This is a genomic window from Pseudooceanicola profundus, from assembly GCF_054919315.1.
The window spans coordinates 93,061-106,842 of the sequence record NZ_CM142898.1; the positions used below are offsets into that span (position 1 = coordinate 93,061).

The 13,782-nt window shown below is 67.6% G+C and carries 14 protein-coding genes; 1 reads left to right on the forward strand and 13 read right to left on the reverse strand.

Features of this window, described 5'->3' with window-relative positions:
- Nucleotides 1–10 precede the first annotated feature (10 nt).
- The 12 genes from ACX9MO_RS00445 to ACX9MO_RS00500 form a co-directional block, all read right to left on the reverse strand.
- Nucleotides 11–1,180, reverse strand: coding sequence for an NADH-quinone oxidoreductase subunit E (locus ACX9MO_RS00445; RefSeq protein WP_462213153.1), 1,170 nt, complete (start codon nt 1,178–1,180; stop codon nt 11–13).
- Nucleotides 1,180–1,473 carry a hypothetical protein gene (locus ACX9MO_RS00450; protein WP_462213154.1) on the reverse strand — a complete coding sequence of 98 codons (294 nt, stop codon included), beginning with the start codon at nt 1,471–1,473 and terminating at the stop codon, nt 1,180–1,182. Before ACX9MO_RS00450 ends, ACX9MO_RS00445 begins: the two co-directional genes overlap by 1 nt.
- Entirely contained in the window at nt 1,473–2,687 is a 1,215-nt protein-coding gene (locus tag ACX9MO_RS00455; protein ID WP_462213155.1) for an NADH-quinone oxidoreductase subunit D, read from the reverse strand. The genes ACX9MO_RS00450 and ACX9MO_RS00455 overlap by 1 nt, the downstream gene beginning before the upstream one ends.
- Nucleotides 2,687–3,304, reverse strand: coding sequence for an NADH-quinone oxidoreductase subunit C (locus tag ACX9MO_RS00460; protein ID WP_222490351.1), 618 nt, complete (start codon nt 3,302–3,304; stop codon nt 2,687–2,689). Before ACX9MO_RS00460 ends, ACX9MO_RS00455 begins: the two co-directional genes overlap by 1 nt.
- Nucleotides 3,305–3,307: 3 nt before the next feature.
- Entirely contained in the window at nt 3,308–3,832 is a 525-nt protein-coding gene (locus ACX9MO_RS00465; RefSeq protein WP_222490352.1) for a NuoB/complex I 20 kDa subunit family protein, read from the reverse strand.
- Nucleotides 3,832–4,197, reverse strand: coding sequence for an NADH-quinone oxidoreductase subunit A (locus ACX9MO_RS00470; protein ID WP_222490353.1), 366 nt, complete (start codon nt 4,195–4,197; stop codon nt 3,832–3,834). Before ACX9MO_RS00470 ends, ACX9MO_RS00465 begins: the two co-directional genes overlap by 1 nt.
- 674 nt (nt 4,198–4,871) lie before the next feature.
- Complete coding sequence (locus ACX9MO_RS00475) at nt 4,872–5,663, reverse strand: crotonase/enoyl-CoA hydratase family protein (RefSeq protein ID WP_462213156.1); 792 nt, start codon at nt 5,661–5,663, stop codon at nt 4,872–4,874.
- A 204-nt stretch (nt 5,664–5,867) separates the two neighbouring features.
- The gene (locus tag ACX9MO_RS00480) at nt 5,868–6,719 is read right to left on the reverse strand and encodes a hydroxymethylglutaryl-CoA lyase (protein WP_462213157.1); all 852 of its coding nucleotides are present in this window, start codon (nt 6,717–6,719) and stop codon (nt 5,868–5,870) included.
- Entirely contained in the window at nt 6,719–7,384 is a 666-nt protein-coding gene (locus ACX9MO_RS00485) for a glutathione S-transferase family protein (protein WP_222490356.1), read from the reverse strand. The genes ACX9MO_RS00480 and ACX9MO_RS00485 overlap by 1 nt, the downstream gene beginning before the upstream one ends.
- Before the next feature lie 183 nt (nt 7,385–7,567).
- On the reverse strand, nt 7,568–9,520 hold the full coding sequence (locus ACX9MO_RS00490) for an acetyl/propionyl/methylcrotonyl-CoA carboxylase subunit alpha (RefSeq protein WP_462213158.1): 1,953 nt from the start codon (nt 9,518–9,520) through the stop codon (nt 7,568–7,570).
- 91 nt (nt 9,521–9,611) lie between these two features.
- Complete coding sequence (locus ACX9MO_RS00495; protein WP_462213159.1) at nt 9,612–10,022, reverse strand: ASCH domain-containing protein; 411 nt, start codon at nt 10,020–10,022, stop codon at nt 9,612–9,614.
- Complete coding sequence (locus ACX9MO_RS00500; protein WP_462213160.1) at nt 10,019–11,623, reverse strand: carboxyl transferase domain-containing protein; 1,605 nt, start codon at nt 11,621–11,623, stop codon at nt 10,019–10,021. The genes ACX9MO_RS00495 and ACX9MO_RS00500 overlap by 4 nt, the downstream gene beginning before the upstream one ends.
- 182 nt (nt 11,624–11,805) lie before the next feature.
- Between ACX9MO_RS00500 and ACX9MO_RS00505 the strand changes: the two genes are divergently transcribed.
- On the forward strand, nt 11,806–12,408 hold the full coding sequence (locus tag ACX9MO_RS00505) for an OmpW/AlkL family protein (RefSeq protein WP_222490359.1): 603 nt from the start codon (nt 11,806–11,808) through the stop codon (nt 12,406–12,408).
- A 122-nt stretch (nt 12,409–12,530) separates the two neighbouring features.
- On the opposite strand, the gene ACX9MO_RS00510 is transcribed toward ACX9MO_RS00505, so the two are convergent.
- Nucleotides 12,531–13,691 (reverse strand): isovaleryl-CoA dehydrogenase, encoded by a 1,161-nt coding sequence (locus ACX9MO_RS00510; protein WP_462213161.1) that lies wholly within the window; start codon nt 13,689–13,691, stop codon nt 12,531–12,533.
- Nucleotides 13,692–13,782: the final 91 nt, after the last annotated feature.

Genomic DNA, 13,782 nt, shown 5'->3' on the forward strand with positions numbered 1-13,782 from the left:
TTCCCGGCCGTTACTCTTCGTCGTAGACGCCGCCCTTTTTCACGCGCGACGCGAAGTCCGTCATCTCGCCCTTGGCCAGCTGGCGGGCCTGGACAACCCAGTTGTCACGGCTGACCCGGCCCTTGAAGCCAACGAGGTTCTGGTCGACCCATGCCACCTCTTCCGGACCCCAGGTCGCGATCTGGTCGAAGTGGAACACGCCGAGGTCGTGCAGCAGGTCCTCGAGCTTCGGACCGACGCCCTTGATCATCTTCAGATCGTCGGGGCCCCCCTCGCGGGCGGCCTCCATCACCTCGGGCTTCTTGCCCTCGCCTTCGGCGGCCAGAACCGGCGCCTCGACCTCGTCCGGCTTGGCCGCGGAGGTGGCCTTGGCCTCCTGCTCGGTCACGCCGGTCTCGTCCGCGGGCTTGCCCTTTGCGGGACGGGGCTCTTCGGCTTTCTCCTTCTTCGCCTTGCCCGACTTGGGGGCATCGGTGCCCTGCCACGGCGCGGTCAGCGGCACTTCCGTGCCGTCGATGCGCTTGACCGTGTCGCCGATGTCCACGGCCAGCTGGACCGAGGCATTGTACTGGGTGCGGCCACTTTCCCATTCGGTCAGCGCCACGAGACCCTTCTCGGGCTCGGAGGAGTAGCGACCGTTCTGGGGACCGGGCACCGGCACCTCGCCCTTGGCGAGTTCGTCGATGATCTCTCCCAGCCGCTTGGCGGTGAGGTCCTCGTAGTAGTCCTTGCCGATCTGGGCCATGGGCGCGTTGGCGCAGGCCCCGAGGCATTCGACCTCTTCCCAGCTGAACTTGCCGTCGGCCGACAGGGTGTGCGGCTTCTCGGCGATCTTTTCCTTGCAGACGCCGATCAGGTCCTCGGCGCCGCAGATCATGCAGGTCGTGGTGCCGCAGATCTGGATGTTCGCAACGGAACCAACGGGTTGCAGCTGGAACATGAAGTAGAACGTCGCCACTTCGAGCGCGCGGATGTAGGCCATGCCCAGCATGTCCGCGACATATTCGATGGCGGGCTTGGTCAGCCAGCCTTCCTGTTCCTGCGCCCGCCACAGCAGCGGAATGATCGCCGAGGCCTGACGACCTTCGGGATACTTGGTGATCTGCGCCTCCGCCCAGGCCATGTTGGCGGGCGTGTATGCGAAGCTGGCAGGTTGTTCGGGGTGAAGACGGCGCAGCATCAGGCACAGGCTCCGGTTGTCAGTTTCACGCCGCCGCCCTCGAGGGGCACGGCTTCGTCACGGGACATCAGGTACTGCCCCATCGCAATGGTCTGCTCGCGGGTCATGCCGGTCTGCAGCTCGACGGGAAGGTAATCCCGCTCCGTCTTCATCTCGCAGCCGATCGAGGCGACGGCAGCCTTGTAGCTCTCCGCATCCTCGGGGGTGACACCCTCGGGGATCGTCTCGCAGGCGGCGAGGACCAGCGGAAGGGCCAGCAGGCCCCCCGCCACGCGTTTGGAAAACAGGCCCATCAGCGGTCCACCTCGCCGAACACGATATCGAGCGTACCGATGATCGCCGCCACGTCGGCCAGCTGGTGGCCCTTGCAAACATAGTCCATCGACTGCAGGTGCAGGTACCCCGGCGCGCGGATCTTGGCGCGGTAGGGTTTGTTGCTGCCGTCCGACTTCAGGTAGACGCCGAATTCGCCCTTGGGCGCCTCGACGGCGGCATAGACCTCGCCGGCCGGCACGTGGAAGCCTTCGGTGTAGAGCTTGAAGTGGTGGATCAGGCTCTCCATCGAGGTCTTCATGTCCGAGCGTTTCGGCGGCGTCAGCTTGCCGCGGGCCAGAACGTCGCCGGTGGCTTCGCGCAGCTTCACGATGGCCTGACGGATGATCTTGGTCGACTCGCGCATCTCGGCCATGCGGACAAGGTAGCGGTCGTAGCAATCGCCGTTCTTGCCGACGGGGATCTGGAAGTCGAACTCGTCGTAGCACTCATAGGGCTGCGCGCGCCGCAGGTCCCACGCCAGGCCCGAGCCCCGGACCATCACGCCCGAATAGCCCCAGTTCTGGATGTCTTCCTCGGTGATCACACCGATGTCGACGTTGCGCTGCTTGAAGATCCGGTTCTCCGTCAGCAGCCCGTCGATGTCGTCCAGCCTGTTGGGGAAACGGATCGCCCATTCCTCGATATCGTCGAGCAGCTTGTCGCTGATATCCTGGTGCACCCCGCCCGGGCGGAAGTAGGCCGCGTGCAGACGCGCGCCACAGGCCCGCTCGTAGAAGATCATCAGGTCTTCACGTTCCTCGAAGCCCCAGAGCGGCGGCGTCAGAGCGCCCACGTCCATGGCCTGCGTGGTGACGTTCAGCAGGTGGTTCAGCACCCGGCCGATTTCCGAGTAGAGCACGCGGATCAGCGAGGCGCGGCGCGGCACGACGGTGCCGGTCAGCTTCTCGATCGCCAGGCACCAGGCATGTTCCTGGTTCATCGGCGCCACGTAGTCCAGCCGGTCGAAATACGGCAGGTTCTGGAGATAGGTCCGGCTCTCCATCAGCTTCTCGGTGCCACGGTGCAGCAGGCCGATATGCGGATCGCAGCGTTCCACGATCTCGCCGTCCAGCTCCAGCACGAGGCGCAGCACACCGTGCGCTGCCGGGTGCTGCGGGCCGAAGTTGATGTTGAAGTTGCGGATCTTCTGTTCGCCGGTCAGGGCGTCTTCGAAACCTTTCGAGCCGTCCATCACTTCGCCTCCGCCTTGTCGTCGCCGGGCAGGATGTATTCGGCACCCTCCCACGGGGACATGAAATCGAACTGCCGGTATTCCTGCACCAGTTTCACCGGCTCGTAGACCACCCGTTTCTGGACCTCGTCATAGCGCACCTCGGTGTAGCCCGTGGTGGGGAAGTCCTTGCGCAGCGGGTGGCCCGTGAAACCGTAGTCGGTCAGCAGGCGCCGCAGGTCGGGGTGACCGGTGAAGAGGATGCCGAACATGTCGTAGACCTCCCGTTCGAACCAGTTGGCCGAGGGGTGGACGCCGGTGATCGAGGGCACCATCTCGTCCTCGCGGATCGAGACCCGCAGGCGGATGCGCTGGTTCTGGTACATGGACAGGAAGTGGTACACCACGTCGAACCGCTTGGCGCGGTCGGGGTGGTCCACGGCGGTCACGTCCACCAGCGAGGAAAACTTGCAGTTGCTGTCGGTGCGCAGGAACTCCACGAGCCCGGCGATGTTCGCCGGGGCCACGTCGACGTTCAGCTCGCCGTAGGAGACATCCCACGACAGGACGCAATCGGGGCGCTTGGCCTCGATCAGCGTGCCGAGTTCGGAGAGGGCTGCGGTCTGTGCGTCGCTCATGCCTTACCTCGTGATCGTGCCGGTGCGGCGAATTTTCCGCGCCAGTTGCAGGATGCCGTAGAGCAGCGCCTCGGCGGTCGGGGGGCAGCCGGGGACATAGATGTCCACGGGCACGACCCGGTCACAGCCGCGCACGACGGAATAGCTGTAGTGGTAGTAGCCGCCGCCGTTCGCGCAGGAGCCCATCGAGATCACGTAACGCGGCTCGGGCATCTGGTCGTAGACCTTGCGCAGCGCGGGGGCCATCTTGTTGGTCAGCGTGCCGGCGACGATCATTACGTCGGACTGGCGCGGGGAGGCCCGGGGCGCGACGCCGAAGCGTTCGGCGTCGTAGCGCGGCATCGAGGTGTGCATCATCTCGACGGCGCAGCAGGCCAGACCGAAGGTCATCCAGTGCAGCGAGCCGGTGCGCGCCCAGTTGATCAGATCCTCGGTCGAGGTCAGCAGGAAGCCCTTGTCCTGCAGCTCGCGGTTGAGCGCCTGCGTAGCGACCTCGCGGTCGCCGCCGGCGGTGTTGGCTCCGGTCATCACTCCCATTCCAGAGCCCCCTTCTTCCATTCGTAGGCAAAGCCGATGGTCAGCACGGCAAGGAAGACCATCATCGACCAGAACGCCGCCATCGAGATTTCACCGAAGGACACGGCCCAGGGGAACAGGAAGGCGATCTCGAGGTCGAAGATGATGAACAGGATCGACACGAGGTAGAACCGGACATCGAATTTCATCCGCGCATCGTCGAAGGCGTTGAAGCCGCATTCGTAGGCGCTGACCTTTTCGGGGTCGGGGTTGCGGACGGCAACGATCAAGGCGGCGAGGATCAGAACAAGCCCCAGCCCGATCGCGACGGCCAGAAAGACGAGAATGGGAAGATATTCCCGCAACATCTCTTCCACAGGTGGCTCCTTTCATGCGCGGTGCGCTGCCGGACGAGACCGGCACTGGCTGGGTCCGGGTTTACTCTCGCCCCCCCTCAGCGTCAACCTGACGGGCGCAGATTCCGCAGCGCAGAAAGGCGGAAACGTCACGCAGCACGCAACGGTATTCTTTAGTACGCAAAGACAGGGGTTCCCCGCCCCCCGTCGGGGCGAATTTGCAAGCCGCATCAGCGATAAGCGCAGAGCCTTTAACGCGGCGTTAATCAGGGTTTCCTGAACGCATGGCGCGAAACCCGTGCGACGAATCGAAGCGCTGCCGAAGTGGACAGGCACTCCGGTTGTGCGGTGACGTGGCGCCTCGCCCGACCCCGGATTTCAGCGCGCCGCACCTCGCCGCAGCGCAGAAATACGGGAAGCTTGATCTGGTCGACCGGCGCGAAAACGGACAGCGGGTGTTCGGCGCGTCGCGCCACCACGATCGCCGCGCGCAGCGCAGGCGACGTCTCGCAGTTGTGAGGGAAGCCGGCAGGCCGGGGCCCGGACGGCGGGCGTTCAGGCCCGACACAGGGCCTGAACCGACAACAGCGCCCCCGGCGCAACGGGCGGGCGGAGCCGCTTCCCCGCCCCGGTTCACCCCCGTTCAGGCCCCCTTCAGCGCCGGGCCGGTCGCTCCACGCAGCCCCGATCCGGGCTCAGCCGTCGCCGCCACCCTGCCAGCCCGGTTTGCGCTTGTCGAAGAAGGCGGCGATGCCCTCGGGCGCCTCCGTCCCCTCCCAGCAGGCCACCAGTTCGGCCACCGAATGGGCGATGTCCTCCTCCGAGATCGACGGCCCGAGGCGGCGCAGCAGCGCCTTGGCGCGGGCCACCGCCTGCGGGGCGCAATCGAGGTAGGGCGCGATCTCCTCCTCGATGGCGGGGTCCAGCATGTCGTCCTTCACCACCTTCGCCAGCAGCCCCAGCCGCTCCGCCTCGGCCGCATCGAAGCGGCGGCCCGACATGAAGACCCGGCGCGCGTTGCCCTCGCCTATGCGGGCCGCGACATAGGGGCCGATGGTGGCCGGGATCAGGCCGAGACGCGTTTCGGTCAGGGCCATGGTCACGTCGGGCACCGCCACGGCCACGTCGCAGACCGAGACCATGCCGATCCCGCCGCCAAAGCAATTGCCCTGCACCCGTCCGATCAACGGCTTGGGCAGGGTGTTGAGCGCCTGCAGCATCCGCGCCAGCGCCCCGGCCTCCCGCGCCCGGGTGGCCGGGGCCGCGTTGAACTGGTCGCGCATCCAGCCGAGGTCGCCCCCCGCGCAGAAGCTGCGCCCCCGGGCCGCCAGAACCACCACGCGCACCGAGCGGTCCGCGCCGAGGATGCGGGCCGCCTCGTGCAGCTCCGCGATCATCTGGGCCGATAGCGCATTGTGCTTCTCCGCCCGGTCCAGCCAGAGCCAGGCGACGCCGCGCCCATCGTGCTCGATCGAGATCGTCTCCATGCTCACCTCCCCGGTGCCCACACCGTCCTGCACCCAAGAATTTTAGAAAATTCTTGGGAAAATTCTTCGAAGAATTTTCGCGCCAGCCGCGGCCGACACGCGAAACCCTTCCCGATCCGGGGCCCTCGCACAACCTGCGCATCGCCCCTCCGTGCTGCCCGGAATTTTCAAAAATTCCGGTCCGTTTTCTTCGAAGAAAACGGGCTATCCGCTGCGCAGGGCCCGCGCCATGGCCGCCGCCTCGTCCAGCACCCCGCGGTCGAGCCCGGTGTCCCCCCCCAGTTCCGCCATCCGCGCCGCAACGGCCTCCGTCGCCACGTTGCCCGCGGCCCCCGGTGCATAGGGGCAGCCCCCCAGCCCCCCGACCGCCGCGTCGAAAACCGCCAGCCCGAGCGCCATGGAGGCCTCTATGTTCTCCAGCGCCCGGCCGGCCGTATCGTGGTAATGCCCCGCCAGCCGCGCCGCCGGAACCTCTGCCAGCACCGCCTCCAGCATGGCGCGGATCGTCTGCGGCGTGCCCTGCCCGATGGTGTCGCCGAGGCTGATCTCGTAGCACCCCATGTCCCGCAGCGCCGCCGCGACACGGGCGACGGAGGCCGGGGCCACCGGCCCGTCGTAGGGGCAATCGGTCACGCAGGAGATATAGCCCCGCAGCGGCACGCCCCGGGCCTGCGCCGCCTCCGCCACCGGGGCGAACCGGGCGAGGCTCTCGTCGATGGAGGCATTGATATTGGCCCGGCTGAACCCCTCCGAGGCGGCGCCGAAGATCGCCACCTCGTCCGCCCCCGCGGCCACCGCCTCCTCGAAGCCGCGCATGTTGGGGGTCAGTGCCGCGTAGGACACGCCCGGCGCCCGTGCGATCCCTGCCAGCACCTCGGCCGAGCCCGCCATCTGCGGCACCCACTTGGGGCTGACGAAGCTGGCGCATTCGATCCGGCGGAACCCGGCACGGGACAGGCAGTTCACCAGCGCGACCTTCTCGGCCACGGGGATGTACTGCTTTTCGTTCTGCAGCCCGTCGCGCGGGCCGACCTCGAAGATCTCGATCCTGTCCATCAGCCCTCCGGCACCGGGTAGAACTCACGGACGAAGAGGCCCTGCCCCGGCTCGGGCAGCGAGGCCTGGAAGGCGGGCCGCTCGGTGATGCGGGCGTACCAGGCCGCCGTTTCGGGGAAGTCGTCCAGCTTTGCATAGTGCCGCGCCATGTAGACCGCCTGCCCCACGGCGATATCCGCGGCGGAGAAGCCGCTGGTCAGCAGGTGATCGCGGTTCTCCACCGGGGTCGAGAGCCGGGCCTCGATGGCGGCATAGCATTTCTTCAGCCGCGCGGCCTCCAGCTTCATCACGATGGGAGAGCGCATGTGGTCCTCGTAGAGTGCCACGTGCTGCTGGGTCAGCGCCGCGCAATGCTGGCTGACGGTCTCGGCGAAATGCACCCATTGCAGCCAGTCGACCCGGTCGAGCGCACCGGGCAGCCGCCCCAGCCCGACCTCGGGGAAGCGTTCGCAGAGGTATTCCAGCATCGCCCCGCTCTCGAACATGGTCTCGCCGTCGATCTCCAACCCCGGCACCCGTCCGGCAGGCGAGATCGTCAGGTATTCGGGATTGCGCAGCGTCTTGTCGAAGGGGTGCACCACCAACTGATAGGGCACGCCCAGTTCATTGAGCAGCCAGAGCACCCGCATGGAGCGGCTCTGCGGTACGTGATGCAGGGTGATCATTGCGTCCTTTCCCCGGGCCGGGCCCGGTGCAGCGGCAGGCCGCCCGTCGGGGGCCGGTGTCACGCTGTCCATGTTTCCTCGCTCCTCCATCTGGCGCAAGCGCCCTGCGGGTCCAGTGCCGCGGACCGGCTGAGGCCCGCGCCGCACCCTGCGCCCCTCGCGGCCGCCCATGCGGCGGCCGTCTCAGGCAGCGGCCTCCTCCTCCACCGCCTCCAGCCGGATCAGCGCGGCCCCGGCCTCGACCTGCGTGCCTGCGCTGACCATGACCTCGGCCAGCACCCCGTCGCGCGGCGCCAGCAGGGCGTGTTCCATCTTCATCGCCTCCAGCACGGCAAGGCGCTGTCCCTCGGTAACGGTCTCGCCGGCCTCGGCAAAGACCGCCTTCACCAGCCCCGGCATCGGCGCCTCGATCACGTCGGCGCCCGCCCCGGCGGCCGCCGCGCGGGCCAGCGGATCGACGATGGAGAGGCTCAGCCCATGGGCGCGGAAGAGCGTGATGCGCGCGCCATCCCGATGCGCCGCGACCGCTGGCTGCCCGCCGATGCGCCAGAGGGTGCCGTGACGCGTGCACGTCACCTCCTCCCCCGCGACATCGGCACGGATGTGATCCGGCCCGCTGACCCGCAGCGTCACCACGTGATCCTCGCCATGGGCCGTGAGCCCCACCTGCCGCGCAAGCGGCTGCCAGAGGGTGAAGCCTGCAAGCGGCCCCGAAGCGCCATCGAGCCCCGTGGCGACAAGCGCCGCCTGCGCAAGGTCCGCCGCCGTCACCTCGGGCACCACGGTCAACCGGTCGAGGTCCCGCGCGATCAGCCCCGTGTCGACCTCGCCCCGCGCAAAGCCCTCGTGCGCCGCAAGCGCCCCGAGGAAGGCAAGGTTGGTCACCGTCCCCGCCACCTCGCAGCCCTTCAGCGCGGCGCGCAGGCGCGACAGCGCGATCTCCCGCGTGGGGCCGTGGGTGATGACCTTGGCGATCATCGGATCGTAGAACGGGCTGATCGTGTCGCCGCTGCGCACGCCGGTATCGGCGCGGCAGCCTGCCGGGAACGCCAGATGCGCCAGCGTCCCGGTGGCGGGCAGGAAGCCCGCGGGCACGTCCTCGGCATAGAGCCGCGCCTCGAAGGCGTGGCCGGTGATCGTCAGCGCCTCCTGCGCCACGGGCAGCGGTTCGCCGGAGGCCACGCGGATCTGCCACTCCACCAGATCGACACCGGTGATCGCCTCGGTCACCGGATGTTCCACCTGCAGGCGGGTGTTCATCTCCATGAACCAGAAGCCGTCGGGGCGCAGCCCATCGCTGCCGTCCACGATGAACTCCACCGTGCCCGCGCCACTATATCCTATGGCCTCTGCCGCACGGACGGCGGCCGCGCCCATGGCGGCGCGCATCTCCTGCGTCATGCCCGGCGCGGGGGCCTCCTCGATCACCTTCTGGTGGCGGCGCTGGAGCGAGCAGTCCCGCTCGAAGAGATGTACGGCGCGCGTGCCATCGCCGAAGACCTGCACTTCTATATGGCGCGGCTTCTGGATGTATTTCTCAACCAGCACATCGGGGTTGCCGAAGGCGGTGCGGGCCTCGCTGCGGGCACTCTCCAGCGCCTCGGCGAAATCGGCGGCGCGCTCCACCAGACGCATCCCCTTGCCGCCACCGCCCGCGACGGCCTTGATCAGCACCGGGTAGCCGATCTCCTCCGCCGCGCGGCTGAGGGTATCCCCGGACTGGTCCGCGCCGTGGTAGCCGGGCACGACGGGCACGCCCGCCTCCTCCATCAGCGCCTTGGCGGCGTCCTTCAGCCCCATGGCGCGGATCGCCCTGGCCGAAGGACCGATGAAGGTCAGCCCCGCCGCCTCCACGGCCGCGACGAAATCGGGGTTCTCGGAGAGGAAGCCATAGCCCGGATGCACAGCCTGCGCGCCGGTGGCCTGCGCCGCGGCGATGATCGCCTCCCCGCGCAGGTAGCTCTCCGCCGGGGCAGCCCCGCCGATATGCACTGCGGCATCGGCCATCTGCACATGGCGTGCCCCGGCGTCGGCGTCGGAATAGACCGCGACGCAGCGCAGCCCCATGGCGCGGGCGGTCTCGATGACCCGGCAGGCGATCTCGCCCCGGTTGGCGATCAGCAACGTATGAAACATGGCACGGCGCCCTCCCTTCTTCTCTTTCCATTTACCTCGGGCCAACTACCCCCGGGGGGGTGCCGAAGGCGGGGGCAGCGCCCCAACAGCCTCACCGCCCCGCCAGGTCCTCGACAAGCTCGAACCGTTCCATCAGCATAGGCGCATCAGGCGAATATCGCCCCGCCCGTGTCAGATACGCTTCGTACCCCTGCCGCCAATGCGCGAGGTCGCGAAACTCTCCCTGCTCCGCCACCCGCGCTTCGGTCATCTCGTCAAAGCGCAGCCACACAAGCTCCAAGGTCCTCAGCGCCAACGCCGGTCTCCCGGCCCAGTCGAGCGCAAGATCGACCCGCCCCACTTCGGGCAGCGCCTCGCCGGTCTCGGCAAAATAGGCGACCGCCTCGCAACTGGCCGTCTTGCGCCCCGAGCGCATCAAGCCGAGGATCTCCGCATTCAGCGCCGCGCTGTCACCGGGCCGGTAGGTCTGCGCCCCCGGCCAGCGCTCCGACGCCCCGCTCACATCCGGAACACGCCGAAGCGTGTCTCCTCGATCGGGGCGTTCAGCGCGGCCGAGAGGCTCAGCGCCAGCACGTCGCGGGTCTTGCGGGGGTCCACGATGCCGTCATCCCAGAGCCGGGCCGAGGCATAGAGCGGGTGCGACTGTTCCTCGAACATGTCGATGGTGGGCTGCTTGAAGGCGGCCTCCTCCTCGGCGCTCCACGTCCCGCCCGCGCGTTCGATGGCATCGCGCTTCACCGTCGCCAGCACGCCCGCCGCCTGCGGCCCGCCCATGACGGAGATCCGGCTGATCGGCCAGGACCACATGAAGCGCGGCTGATAAGCCCTTCCGGCCATGCCATAATTTCCCGCCCCGAAGGAACCTCCCACCACCATGGTGATCTTGGGAACCGAGGTCGTGGCCACCGCCGTCACCATCTTGGCACCATGCCGGGCGATGCCCTCGTTCTCGTACTTGCGGCCCACCATGAAGCCGGTGATGTTCTGCAGGAAGACCAGCGGGACATTGCGTTGCGAACAGAGCTCGACGAAATGCGCGCCCTTTTGCGCGGCCTCGGAAAAGAGCACGCCGTTGTTGGCGACGATCCCCACCGGGCAGCCCCGGATATGGGCAAAGCCCGTGACCAGCGTCTCGCCATAGCGCGGCTTGAACTCGTCAAAGCGCGAGCCGTCGACCGTGCGGGCGATCACCTCGCGGATGTCATAGGGCGTGCGCAGGTCGGGGGGCACGACACCCAACAGTTCCTCCGGGTCATAGGCGGGCTCTTCCACGCTCTCCCATTTCACCGTCGCGGGCTTCTCGCGGTTCAGCGCCCCCACGGCCCGGCGGGCGAGCGCAAGCGCATGGGCGTCATCCTCGGCAAGGTAATCCGCCACGCCGGACAGCCGCGTGTGCACGTCACCGCCGCCGAGGTCCTCGGCGCTCACCACCTCGCCGGTCGCGGCCTTCACCAGCGGCGGCCCGGCGAGGAAGATCGTCCCCTGCTCCCGCACGATGATCGTCACGTCCGACATGGCGGGCACATAGGCCCCGCCCGCCGTGCAGGAGCCCATCACCACGGCGATCTGCGCGATGCCCTTCGCACTCATCCGCGCCTGATTGTAGAAGATGCGCCCGAAATGGTCGCGGTCCGGGAAGACCTCATCCTGTTTGGGCAGGTTCGCGCCCCCGCTGTCCACGAGGTAGAGACAGGGCAGATGGTTCTCCTCGGCGATCTCCTGCGCGCGCAGGTGCTTCTTGACCGAGATCGGGTAATAGGTGCCGCCCTTCACGGTGGCGTCGTTGCAGACCACCATGACCTCCTGCCCCATGACCTTTCCGACGCCCGCGATCAGCCCGCCGCAGGGGTCGGCGTCCCCGTACATCCCGTAACCGGCGGTGGCGCCGATTTCCAGAAACGGCGTGCCGGGGTCGAGCAGGTTGGCCACGCGGTCGCGCGGCAGCATCTTGCCCCGGCTCACGTGACGGTCCCGGGCCCGCGCGCCGCCCCCGGCCGCCGCTGCCTCGGCCGCCGCACGGACAAGATCGAGCGCCTCCAGATGGCCCGCGCGGTTGGCGCGGAAGGCCTCGCTTGTGGTCAGTGCTGCGCTGGAAAGCTTCATGCCGCCTCCTCCCCTGCCTCCTGCCCGGCCCGCGCAAAAGGCGCAGCCGAGATACATATTTTCCGTTTATTCCCAAAGGGTAAGCGCGTCACGAATTCGTCGCGAACTTGATCTGGATCAGGGAGGCGACTCACGTAGAGGCGCATAAGGCCCCCATCAAATCGACCAAAGGGACACTCCCCATGAAGACGCTCATTTCCGCCCTCGCCCTGACGGCTGCCGCAGCCGCTTTCGCGACGCCTGCCGCCGCGCAGTCGAAGGGTGATTTCACGCTGGGTATCGGCATCGCCAACGTGAACCCGAAAGACAACAACGGCACGCTCGCCGGCGCCCGGGCCACGATCAACGACGACACCCAGCTGTCGCTGACTGGCGAATACTTCGTGATGGACAACGTCGGCATCGAGCTGCTGGCCGCCACGCCCTTCAGTCATGACATCAAGCTGGGCGGCACCTACGCCGGCAAGACCAAGCACCTGCCGCCGACGCTCTCCCTGAACTACCACTTCCCGACCGCGTCGAACTTCAAGCCGTTCCTCGGCATCGGCGTGAACTACACCACCTTCTTCGACGAGGAGAGCCCGCTCGGCAAACTGCGTCTCGACGACAGCTGGGGCGTGGCCTTCAACGCAGGCGCAGACTGGATGGTCTCGGACGCCGGCGCGATCCGCTTTGACGTGCGTTACATGAAGATCAGCACCGATGCCAAGCTCGACGGCGCCAAGATCGGCACCGCGGACATCGACCCGGTCGTGGTGGGCCTGGGCTACGTACACCGCTTCTGATCCTTCCTCTCGGTTTCTCGACCTTCCCGGGGCCGGGCGGCTGCACCACCGCCCGGTTTCGCGGGACAACGGGCGTCTCCTGCTCTGGCAGGGGGCGCCCGTCTTGCGTTTCGGGCCGTGCGTCACATGCTGTTCATCAGCTCGCGGCCGACCAGCATCCGCCGGATCTCCGATGTGCCCGCACCGATCTCCATCAGCTTGGCATCGCGGAAGATCCGCGCCACCGGCGCGTCCGCAAGGAAGCCCGCCCCGCCCATCGCCTGCACCGCCTGGTGGGCGACCTTCATCGCCTCCTCGCTGGCATAGAGCACGCAGGCCGCCGCATCCTGCCGGGTCACCTGACCCCGGTCACAGGCCTTGGCCACCTCGTAGACATAGGCCCGGGCCGAGTTCATCGCCGTGTACATGTCGGCGATCTTGCCCTGCATCAGCTGGAAATGCCCGATCGACTGGCCGAACTGCTTGCGCTCGACCATGTAGGGCATGACCTCGTCGAGGCAGGCCGCCATGATCCCGGTCCCGATGCCCGAGAGCACGACCCGCTCGTAGTCGAGCCCGGACATGAGCACACGCACGCCCTTGCCCTCCTCGCCGAGCACGTTCTCGAAGGGCACCTCGACATCCTCGAAGATCAGCTCCGCCGTGTTCGAGCCGCGCATCCCCAGCTTGTCGAAATGCGGGCTGGTGGAGAAGCCGGCCATCTCCTTCTCGATCAGGAAGGCCGTGATCCCCTTGGAGCCCGCCTCCGGATCGGTCTTGGCATAGACCACCAGCGTGTCCGCATCCGGGCCGTTGGTGATCCAGTACTTGTTGCCGTTCAGGATGTAGCGGTCGTTCTTCTTCTCGGCCCGCAGCTTCATCGAGACGACGTCCGATCCCGCACCCGGCTCCGACATGGCCAGCGCGCCCACATGTTCGCCCGAGACGAGACCCGGCAGGTATTTGAGCTTTTGTTCTTCGGTGCCGTTCAGCTTGATCTGGTTCACGCAGAGGTTGGAATGCGCGCCATAGGACAGCGAGACGCTGGCCGAGGCCCGCGCGATCTCCTCCACCGCGACCGTATGGGCGAGATAGCTCATCCCCGCCCCGCCGTATTCCTCCGGCACGGTGACGCCCAGCAGGCCCATCTCGCCCATCTCGCGCCACAGCGCGGCGGGGAATTCGTTGCTCCGGTCGATCTCTGCCGCAAGCGGTTTCACACGCTCCTGCGCCCAGCGATGCACCGCATCGCGCAGCCCATTCACGTCCTCCCCCAGATCGAAACGCATCGAGGCGGTGAACATCGCGCCCCTCCCCCCATTAATGAACGCTTGTTCACAGATTAACCGCCTCGTGCCCCGTCCGTCAACAGGCTTCCCGCCCGCGGGACGGCGA